The 9,621-nt window shown below is 63.4% G+C and carries 12 protein-coding genes; 6 read left to right on the top strand and 6 right to left on the bottom strand.

The window, feature by feature from the left end:
• Positions 1-380 (bottom strand): zincin-like metallopeptidase domain-containing protein (locus FHR90_RS16415; RefSeq protein WP_246330342.1); only part of this gene is annotated, 380 nt, incomplete at its 3' end.
• Positions 381-653: 273 nt separating this feature from the next.
• On the opposite strand from FHR90_RS16415, the gene FHR90_RS16410 reads away from it, so the two are divergent.
• Positions 654-1,067, top strand: coding sequence for a DUF6326 family protein (locus FHR90_RS16410; protein ID WP_176621751.1), 414 nt, complete (start codon positions 654-656; stop codon positions 1,065-1,067).
• Positions 1,060-1,770: a DUF4386 domain-containing protein gene (locus FHR90_RS16405; RefSeq protein WP_176621752.1), complete on the top strand. Its 711-nt coding sequence runs from the start codon at positions 1,060-1,062 to the stop codon at positions 1,768-1,770. Before FHR90_RS16410 ends, FHR90_RS16405 begins: the two co-directional genes overlap by 8 nt.
• Before the next feature lie 23 nt (positions 1,771-1,793).
• Here FHR90_RS16405 and FHR90_RS16400 read toward each other — a convergent pair whose 3' ends face one another.
• On the bottom strand, positions 1,794-4,751 hold the full coding sequence (locus FHR90_RS16400) for a Tn3 family transposase (protein WP_176621753.1): 2,958 nt from the start codon (positions 4,749-4,751) through the stop codon (positions 1,794-1,796).
• 138 nt (positions 4,752-4,889) lie between these two features.
• On the opposite strand from FHR90_RS16400, the gene FHR90_RS16395 reads away from it, so the two are divergent.
• The 4 genes from FHR90_RS16395 (at position 4,890) to FHR90_RS16380 (ending at position 7,255) form a co-directional block, all read left to right on the top strand.
• Complete coding sequence (locus FHR90_RS16395) at positions 4,890-5,465, top strand: recombinase family protein (RefSeq protein WP_266153114.1); 576 nt, start codon at positions 4,890-4,892, stop codon at positions 5,463-5,465.
• A gap of 10 nt (positions 5,466-5,475) precedes the next feature.
• Positions 5,476-5,742 (top strand): hypothetical protein, encoded by a 267-nt coding sequence (locus tag FHR90_RS16390; RefSeq protein ID WP_176621754.1) that lies wholly within the window; start codon positions 5,476-5,478, stop codon positions 5,740-5,742.
• A gap of 71 nt (positions 5,743-5,813) precedes the next feature.
• On the top strand, positions 5,814-6,224 hold the full coding sequence (locus FHR90_RS16385) for a class I SAM-dependent methyltransferase (protein WP_176621755.1): 411 nt from the start codon (positions 5,814-5,816) through the stop codon (positions 6,222-6,224).
• A 482-nt stretch (positions 6,225-6,706) separates the two neighbouring features.
• Positions 6,707-7,255 carry a recombinase family protein gene (locus FHR90_RS16380; protein ID WP_176621756.1) on the top strand — a complete coding sequence of 183 codons (549 nt, stop codon included), beginning with the start codon at positions 6,707-6,709 and terminating at the stop codon, positions 7,253-7,255.
• Between the two features lie 203 nt (positions 7,256-7,458).
• Here the strand turns inward: FHR90_RS16380 and FHR90_RS16375 are convergent, their stop codons facing one another.
• From FHR90_RS16375 to FHR90_RS16360, 4 genes are all read right to left on the bottom strand, one after another.
• The gene (locus tag FHR90_RS16375; RefSeq protein WP_176621757.1) at positions 7,459-7,839 is read right to left on the bottom strand and encodes a hypothetical protein; all 381 of its coding nucleotides are present in this window, start codon (positions 7,837-7,839) and stop codon (positions 7,459-7,461) included.
• Between the two features lie 353 nt (positions 7,840-8,192).
• Positions 8,193-8,498 carry a helix-turn-helix domain-containing protein gene (locus FHR90_RS16370; RefSeq protein WP_176621758.1) on the bottom strand — a complete coding sequence of 102 codons (306 nt, stop codon included), beginning with the start codon at positions 8,496-8,498 and terminating at the stop codon, positions 8,193-8,195.
• A 99-nt stretch (positions 8,499-8,597) separates the two neighbouring features.
• On the bottom strand, positions 8,598-9,209 hold the full coding sequence (locus tag FHR90_RS16365) for an ArdC-like ssDNA-binding domain-containing protein (protein WP_176621759.1): 612 nt from the start codon (positions 9,207-9,209) through the stop codon (positions 8,598-8,600).
• Between the two features lie 11 nt (positions 9,210-9,220).
• Positions 9,221-9,607: a hypothetical protein gene (locus tag FHR90_RS16360; protein ID WP_176621760.1), complete on the bottom strand. Its 387-nt coding sequence runs from the start codon at positions 9,605-9,607 to the stop codon at positions 9,221-9,223.
• Positions 9,608-9,621: the final 14 nt, after the last annotated feature.

The raw sequence follows: 9,621 nt of genomic DNA, 5'->3' as shown, positions 1-9,621 counted from the left end.
GTCATGCCGATCTGGCAACTGCCGAGTTCGGCGATCATCTCCTCGAAGGCATAGCTCGCAGAGCCGAACGTTCCGGACAGGTCGCGCGCCAGGCGGTGCCTCGCTCCGCTCCAGTGCAGCAGCTCATGGGCGGCCGTGCTGGCGAGCCCGTACGCGTCATGAAAAGCGCCGCGCATCGGCAGCTGGATATGGTCCGACGCGGGTGCGTAGAAGGCGGCCGGACCGCCATACCTGATCACGGCGCCGCTGCGCTCGAGCATCGTGTCGACCGCCTCGATGCGCGCCCAGGGTGCCTCGTCGACGGCCAGCGGCGGCAGATCGGGCACACCGTCCATCTGCGAGGTGTGGAAGACGGTGTGGGACTTGTAGAACCGCACCATGCGCTCGGAGGGGTCTCCGTCGCTCCCAGCCGGTGCCGGGCCACCCTCCGCACCGGAGCCCTCCTTGGGGTCACTGCACGAAAGTGAGTTTTACGTACGCCAAGTGCAAACGAACGACGAACATAGATAATCAATGGACGCTGGATGGGCTTTAGATAACAGATGCGGAAACACATTCACCAGCCGGTCTCGTTTGTATGACCGTCCCGATTGGATCGTTGCGATATCGGCATTGCCGTGTTACCCTAACAACACACTGGTTGGGGGACGCATGTGGAGTTGAAAGAGTATCGAGCGCCGGCACAGGTAAAGTTAGCGGCACTCTGGGCGTCTACGATGTTCTGCTACGTCTACGGCGACTATTTCGGCCTGTACGTGGTCGGCACACTGGCGGACATGAACCGTGGCAGCATGGGGCCGCTGGGTCATGCTACGCCGGGCGTTCTTACGGGCGTATCGCTGATGATGGCGATCCCGAGCCTGATGGTCGCCCTGTCGCTCTTGCTGCCAGCGCGCATTTGCCGGTGGGCCTGCATCGTCCTCGGCCTGTTCTACACCGCCATCATGGCGGCCAGCCTTCCCGGTTCGGAACCGTTCTACAAGGTGCTGGCGGTGATCGAGATGGCGCTGACGCTGGCGATCACCGTCGTCGCGACGCGTTGGCCCCGCGAGGCCAACCGTGGTTGAGGCTGCGCCTTCGCCTACCGTCGCGCGTCTTGCAGGCGCGCTCTACCTTGGCACGATTGTCTTCGGCCTGTTTGCCGAGGTGGGATCGCGCGGGTCGCTGATCGTCGGCAGCGACGCCACCGCCACGGCGCGCGCCATACTCGCCAACGAGGCTCTGTTCCGAGCTGGCCTCGCTGCCGATCTTGTGATGCTGGCCTGCTATGTCGGTGTGACGACGCTTTTCCTCGACATGTTTCGCCCCGTCCATGCCGGCGTGTCGCGGATGGCAGCCGCCTTCAGCCTGATCGGCATCGCCGTGCTAGCCGCTGATACCCTGCTGCTGCTCGTCCCGCTGCGGCTGCTGGCGACGACGCCGTATCTCGCGGTGCTGGGAGCGCCGCAGCGCGAAGCGGCGACGCTGCTCGCACTTAAGGTTCATGGCGATGGCTACGACGTGAGCCTAGCGTTTTTCGGCATCTACTGCTTGATGCTGGGCTGGCTGGCGTGGCGCAGCGGCTTCTTGCCTCGGGTCATCGGGGCGCTGATGGCGCTGGCAGGGGCCTGCTACATCCTCAACAGCATCGCCGACCTGGCGGCACCGGCTTTTGCCCGGATGCTTTCGCCGCACCTGATGGACCCGACGTTGATCGGGGAAACAGCACTGGCGCTCTGGCTGCTAGTATTTGGCGCAGGCAGGCGATCCAAGCAATCGCTAATCGCTTAGCCCGGTGCGCCGATCAGTTGCGCTTAAGCAGCGAGCAGCGAAATGGAAAGACGGAGCGGCCTGAACTGATCCGGGCCGGGCCGGTCGTCCCGCTCCCAGCTATAGTCGCCGGTGAGCGCGATATGTTCCCAGCCCAGCGGTGCGATATGGCGGGCAACGTCGTCCGGCGCTCCCATGTCGGCCAGTGCCCGTTCGAGATAGCGTGTGTTCCACAGGATGATCGCGGCGACCAGCAGGTTGAGACCGGAGGCGCGATAGGACTGGTTTTCGAACCGACGGTCGCGCAGCTCGCCGAGCTGGTTGAAGAACAATGCGCGGGCAAGCGCGTTGCGCGCCTCGCCCTTGTTCAGCCCGGCCTGGGTTCGCCTGCGCAGATCGATGTCCTGCAACCAGTCGAGCATGAAGATCGAGCGTTCGAGCCGCCCGATCTCGCGCAATGCCAGTGCCAGGCCGTTCTGGCGCGGATACGCGGACAGCTTGCGCAGCATCGCCGAGGCGGTGACGGTCCCGGTCCGGATCGAGGTGGCAAGCCGCAGCAGTTCGTCCCAATGCGCGGCTGCATGGTCGTGCGCGATCGGATCGCCGACCATGCCGGCGAGCAACGGCCCAGCTTCCTGACCGGGCTGCAGATGCAAGCGGCGCTCCTTGATATCGCGTAAGCGCGGCGCGAAGCGGTAGCCGAAGAATGGCATCAGCCCGAATACATGGTCGGACGCGCCGCCCGTGTCGGTATAATGCTCTTCGATCGACAACCCGGTCTGATGGTACAGCAAACCGTCGAGGACATAGGGCGCTTCGCCTGCGGTCGCGGCAATCACCCGCGAGCCAAACGGATCATACTGGTCTGAGATATGGGTGTAGAAGGACACGCCGGGTTCGTTGCCGTTGCGGGCGTTAATATCGCTGATCGCGGCACCGCGCCCACCGGCGTGGAATTGCTGCCCGTCACTCGACGAGCTGATGCCGCTGCCCCATAATCTTGCAAGCGGCATCGCACGATGTGCGTCGATCAACCGCCCCAGCGCTTCGCCATAGGCGGCTTCGCTGATGTGCCAGTCATGCAGATGGGCGAGCTGGCGCAGGCTGGCGCCCCGGCAACTGTCCGCCATGCGGGTCAGGCCGAGATTGATGCCGTCGGCAAGGATGACGGTCAGCAGCGCGTTACGGTCATCTGCCGGTCGACCCGAACGCCGGTGGGTGAAACAGTCGCCCAAGCCGGTCCAAGCATCGACATCGAGCAGGATGTCCGTGATCTTCACACGGGGAAGACGGTCATAGGCGGTGCGACGCGCGACCTCCGCTGCGGGCGGCGTGATCGCCTTCAGCGGCGAAATCATCAGGCCGTTTTCGTCGAGCCGGACCTGGGGCAGTTCGCCCTGCCGGGCCAGTACCGTCACCCGTTCAATCGCACGGTCCAGTCGCTCACGGCGATCCTCAATATGAGACGCGAACCCGGTTTCGATTGCGAGCGGAAGTGGCCCCTTTTCGCGCAGCACTGCGAAAGTGGCAGGCGGAATGAGATAGCTGTCGAAGTCACGATACTGGCGGCTGCCCGCCACCCAGATATCGCCGGCTCGCAGCCGATCGCGAAGCTGGGACAGCGCGCAGAGTTCATAGCCCGCGCGATCGACGACGCCATCGCGGATCACGAAGGGCCGCCAGCCCGCCGGCACGAAGCGCAGCGGCACCTTGTCAGGCAGGCGTCGTTTGCCAGTGTGGTAGACGTCGGCGATGATGGCGAGCGCATCGAGGATGCCCTGGACCGGTCCGGCACCGCGAAACGCGAACGCCCGCAGGAATTGCCCGGCGAACAGCCTTACCGCGCGATGCCGCTCGATCAGTTCGGCTGTGCGGTCGATCGTCTCAGGGCGGACGAGGACTTCCGCCTGGGCGACAGCGGAGCCGAACCGCGCCCAGTCGAACGTGCCAATACGTGCAAGGGAATCGATACCCTTGGCGTGCGCGTCGATCAGTACGCGGCAGCTATCGGTCAGGGCGCGTAGATGCCCCTGCATTTCGCGCACCGTCCTGATCGCCTTGTCACGCGTCCGGTTTTCCGCCCGGCGCACCATGCTGCCAAGCAGCTTGTCGAACATGGTAAGCGCGGCGTCGGTCAGGCTCTCTTCAAGGCGGATGGCTGAGGCCGTCAGTGTCGCATGACGGCGCATGGCCGCAAGTTCGCCGAGATGTTGCGGCGTGATGCGTACCGCCTCGTCCGCCAGTCGATCGAACGTCGCCGATGGGATCATGCCGGCGCGCGCCGGGTCGAGGCCGAGCGTCCGGACATGATCGAGCCGTTCGAGCAGCCGCAGGATGTTACGCGCTGCCGGCGACTGCGGCGCGTTGCGCAGCCACGCCAGCCATGTCGTTCCCTGATCCGACCGCCGGGTCAGCAATGCGTCCAGCGCCGCCAGCTTCTCCGGCTCGATGCCGTTGGTCAGGATTTCATAGGTGAGCTGTTCGGCCTGCTGACGGGCGTGTCTGACGATCGCCTCGATGATAGCCGGGGGCGGTAGCAACACCCGTCGTCGTCGCAACTCATCGATGACGGTGCCGGCAAGCAGGAGAGGCTGGGCGACGGTCTGCGCGACCGGCATCGCGAACGCCACGATCGCACGAAAGTGGTTCCGGTCGAAAGCAGCATAGCTGAACCGCTGCATGAGATCGGCGAGATGGGCGCGGCGGGTTTCATCGCGACGGGCGTAATCGTCGAACGCCGGTGTCGGCACATTGATCTGCTCGGCGACGAAGGCGAGGATGGCACCTGGCGGTTTCTCGCCGGCCTCCAACACACGGCCCGGCCAACGCATGTACAGCAACAGCATCGCGAACCCGAGCCGGCTCGACGCTCCCCGACGTTCGCCGACAAGATCGAAATCCTCGCGCCCAAGGGTGAAGTGACGGGCAATTTCCCGCTCGTCGGTTGGGGGATCGTAATGCGGGGCAAGCGCCTCGCGTGTCAGCAACCGCCGCCTTGCCATGCACCACGACCTTTCCCGCCCTGTCCGTCAGACGGCCCTCTGGCGGCCAGCATGAATATGTCCGTCAACTCTGGACCCGCGATGGCGATTCGGACAAGAATGCAAATCGATGGGAAAACGGACAGATCGGGACCGACCGTGGCGCTGATCGGCTATGCGCGGGTATCGACCGGCGACCAGAAGCTGGCGCTCCAGCATGATGCACTGAACGCGGCCGGATGCGAGCGCACGTTCGACGACCACGCCTCTGGCGCAAAAACCGATCGGCCGGGGCTGGCCGAAGCGCTTGCCTATCTGCGTGCCGGCGACACGCTGGTCGTGTGGAAGCTCGACCGGCTCGGCCGTTCGATGAGCCACCTGATCGAGAAGGTCGGCGAACTGGCCTCGCGCGGTGTCGGTTTCCGATCGCTCACCGAGCAGATCGACACGACCACATCGGGCGGCATGCTGGTGTTCAATATCTTCGGCTCGCTCGCCCAGTTTGAGCGCGACCTGATCCGCGAACGTACCAATGCCGGCCTGAAGGCTGCACGGGAACGGGGAAGCCTTGGCGGTCGACGTCCCGTCATCACACCCGACAAATTGAAGAAGGCGCGCACCCATATTGCGGCGGGGCTGACCGTCCGCGAAGCCGCCACCCGGCTCAAGGTCGGCAAAACCGCGCTCTACAAGGCGCTCGAAGGCACCGCCGCTAAAACCGCAGTCAAAGCATGAGGAAAGAGTGATGCACGAACGCGATCCGAACATCGTCACCTCGAGCCTGTCTGGTATCGTCACCGAGCAGGGCGTCACCGTGAGAGTGAACATCATTCGGTTGGAAAATGAGCCGGGCTGGTCGCTCGAAGTCGAAAATGAGCATGGAACGTCTACGGTCTGGGACGACCTGTTCGCGACTGATGATGCCGCGCATGCCGCTTTTCGTCAGACCGTCGATGAAAAAGGTATGCGCGCCTTCCTCGATCAGGCTGTCGTCATACCCTTCCGACCTTAGCACCGTCAGCGTTCGCCGTTCGTTCGATCCTAGCGTACATAAACGTCACTTTCGTGCAGTGACCCCGGCTGGTGGACGCTGGTTTTTCCGTATGGGGAGTTGATGCATCACCTTCGCTAATTTCGGCATACAGGCTCAACCTTCCCGACATGCCTGCGGTCTGCGAACCGGCTCAGGACAGTTCCTTCTTCGACAGAACCTTCGTCGGTGTGATCTCGATCGGACTCATCTTTCTGCTTGGTGAGGGCGACCAACGGAAGCTTCTCACCAGCGTCGCTAATGTGCTGGAACCCGACGGACGATTTCTGTTTAGCGCTCCACGTGAGGTCTGCCGTTGGAATGATACGCTAACGGGCCGTACATCAATGTCGCTGGGAGCGGACGCATATGCTGCGCATCTTACCAGCGTTGGGCTGCGGTTAGACGACTGCCGATCCGACGAAGGCGGGAACAACTATTACGAGGCGGTCAAACCCATCTGACGCGCCTCTGTTGGCCTTCCCGTAAACGAACGTCCAATGGGAAAGCCGGTGCCGGCCACGCCCGGTGTGGCAGACGTAGGCCTCTCTTTCCCAGAATCCGTTCCCGATTGTGTTTTCTCGAAATAGCCGTCTTGCGACGGAGAAACGGGAGGGTCTGATGTGACGACAAACAGATGTTTTGCGTCGTCGCCTTCCTCGTAAGGTAAGAACCGGTCCGGAGGTGGCAAAAACCTCTGGTCCGACACCAGGATACCCAAGGGAAAGCTGCGACCCCTCCGGCTCAGCAAACCTTCGCGTATCTCCATGCCCGTTCTATGAGACGCCCCCATATCGTCCGATCCGATGATGATACGCCCGGATGGTGTTCCATTCGAGTATACCCCAGAGGGGCGTCGAGCTGAGACGGTTTTCGTGTCCCATTAGGGTTGATTTTGGCGTTTTGGAGCGATACCGTCGCCAAGTCTAGACCTAAATGGAACAAAATGACCGCTTACGGCTATGCCCGTGTCTCCACTTTCGATCAGGACCTTACCGCGCAGCGGCAGGCGCTCAAGGCGGCGGGGTGCCGGGTCGTCCGTGCCGAGACGGCAAGCGGCAGCCGGCGCGACGGACGCACCGAGCTGCAAGTGCTGCTCGACTTCGTACAGCCCGGCGATACACTGGTCGTGACCCGCATCGATCGCTTGGCTCGATCGGTGCGCGACCTGCAGGATATCGTCCACGAGTTGAAGGGCAGGGGCGTCGCGCTGCGTGCGACCGAACAGCCGATCGACACCAGCACGGCGGCCGGCAAGGCGTTCCTCGACATGCTCGGCGTGTTCGCCGAGTTCGAGACCAACCTGCGCCGTGAGCGCCAGAGCGAGGGCATCGCCCAGGCCAAGGCGCGCGGAGTTTATCGCGGCCGCAAGCCGAGCATCGACGTGGCTGAGATCAGGCGGATGCACGCCGAGAGCGGCCTCGGGCCGAGCGCAATCGCCCGTAAGCTCGGCGTAGGGCGATCGTCGGTTTACCGGGCGCTTGCAGCAGCATGAGCGCTGCACTTGTCGCGACAAGTACTTAGCGCCTCGCCGCCGCCTTGGGGGTGTCACATAGAACGGGCACGGATATACGCTAACGGTATACGACAAACCCTCCCCGCCTCGTTCCCGCACGACGATCCGAGGCGACAGGGTTTGTCGTATGTTTTCGACCCATCCAGAGGGTGCAGTCCAAGCGAGGGAGGCGATGACGGAAATCACCTGTTTGTCGGCAGCGTCCTGATCACAGTTTTCCCGATTTTGTCCTTCGCCCGGATCGCGGGCGGGATAGTCGGATTTTTGGGGTAACGATGCCCGTCGAAGCGAAGCCGAGCTTCGTATCCAGCAGCTACGCCACCCCCTGCGACCAACACGCCAAGATCGTTCCAGCCATGGGTCATGCTGGGCAGCACGCGTATGGGGGGGCGGGTAAGCGAGATATTCGTCACCAGACGATAGCCGGTCGGGGTTAGCGACAAGATATAAAGGTCGCATCCGCCGCTGCCGCAAAGGTCGGCCTGACCGTCGCCACTGGTCGTTGCCATGGCATAGATCAATGCCTCGGGTTGCTTGTCACCGTTCAGATCGGAAAGTGCCACGCTGTACCGTGTAAGGTGGCGATCCCGGGCGAAGGCGGCGACACCAGCAGGCTCCGCCGCGCTTGCCGCTGTCGTAGTCAAGCTCAGCACTAGGACGCCTGCTACTGTCCATATTCCCGGATACTTCACACGCCGTCTCCTGATAGGTGCCGTGCGCTACCGTATATCTGTGCCCGTTTTATGTAACGTCCCCGCCTTGTCCCCGAAGACGCACACCCCGGCCTGCGGCGCCCAGCGTTGTGGGCGCGGCGCCTACGGCTGGGGTGCTCCGCTACGCTCCGGGCGCTCGGCGCCTGGATTTTGGGGACAAGGCGGCTCGTTCAGGGGCCTTGCCATTACGTGGGGACCGGCGCCTAGCCGGTCGCCGACGCGTTCTGTTCGTAGTTGGCAAACTTTGCCGGTCGCGATGCCTGGAGTGTTGCGGGTGGCCTGAGAAGGTCGGCCAGAGGCTCACCCAGCACGGCCGCCAAGTGCGCTGCATAGTCGATCGACACATCGGTCTTGCCGGTCTCGAGGCGCGCGATGAACGAATAGCCGAGCTGATATTTCTCGCAGAATTTGACGATGCTGAGCCCGATGACGTGGCGCCGCAGATAGCGCACGTTTTCGCCCAGCCAGACGGCCTCCTTGCTGACCCCTTGGTGCTTGGCGAAGGCCATGGCTCGATGTCTCCCTGTCCCCAACCGCAGCTTGTCGTCGCGTCCAGTCTTTACCGTAGCTTAGCGGCGCTCTCTGCGATGCGATCTTCGCCGAATCGGCTATGTCAGTTGTGATACAGCGATTCTCTGTGCAACAGTGGAAGAATCGCCCCTCTGCATAGGAGCCCCGACGCCCAGCAAGCTGAACCACATATCCCCGAAACAGCAAAGGCCCCCGCGAGGGGGGCCAGTGCGCAGATTTCGATGTCTTAGGGATGCAGCCGGTCGCCAAACCGGAAGCGGAAAGCCTTGAGCGGCACAACACTCCGCGAGCATCCCCGAAAAATCGTCCGAAAGCAAGCCTTGCTTGCAACGGCGTCGTGCGCCCTCCTTGCGGGGCGCTTGTCCGACGAAAAACACGGTGGTGCCGGCCTCGCCCTTGCGCACCTGCCATCCATTGGCCCTGGCCTGCTCGTAGGTGCACCAACGGTGGTCGCCGCTGCTCCAGGCGCGTTCGTCCATCGCCAGCAGCAGGATATTGATGCCGCGATACAGCCGACCGGAGGCGACATTGCGCGGCCGCATGTCATGACCGGCGCGTCCCGGATCCCAGGGCTGGCGCCAGGGCAGGGTGCCCTGCTCGAGCGCGCCGATGATCCGGTCGGTGACCTCCTGCTGGCGGTCGCGACGATCCGTCGCGCCGGCTGCCTGCCGGCGACGTCCATAGGCCATGGTCGCCTCCTCTATTCGTAGGTGGGTCGGGTCGCTGGGAAGTGCGGCGGCGGTACCGGCCCGCCGACGACCTGGAGCTCGAACAATCCGTCGCTCAGCACCGAGTGGAGTGGCGCGCGGCCGCCGTTGAGCCGCGCTTCGCCTTCGAACAACGAGCGGCGGTAGGCATGCGCGTCGACCGGATCGAGGAAGGCGCGGGGCAAGCCGCCGAGATCGCGGTAGAGTTCCGGGTCGGTGACGATCTCGCCCGCCTCGTACCACCAGCCGCCCTCTTCAGGACCGCCGAAAACCTGTCGGATCAGATAGAGCACAACCCATTGCAGCGTGGGTGTCGCCACGCACGCGTTTTCGGTGATGTCCTGTGTGGCGATCGCCACTTCGATTTCGTCTGTCGTCATCGACATTCTCCCTT

This window comes from Endobacter medicaginis (genome assembly GCF_014192375.1).
Classification (GTDB): Bacteria; Pseudomonadota; Alphaproteobacteria; order Acetobacterales; family Acetobacteraceae; genus Endobacter; species Endobacter medicaginis.
This window is presented reverse-complemented; position numbering and strand designations above follow the sequence as displayed.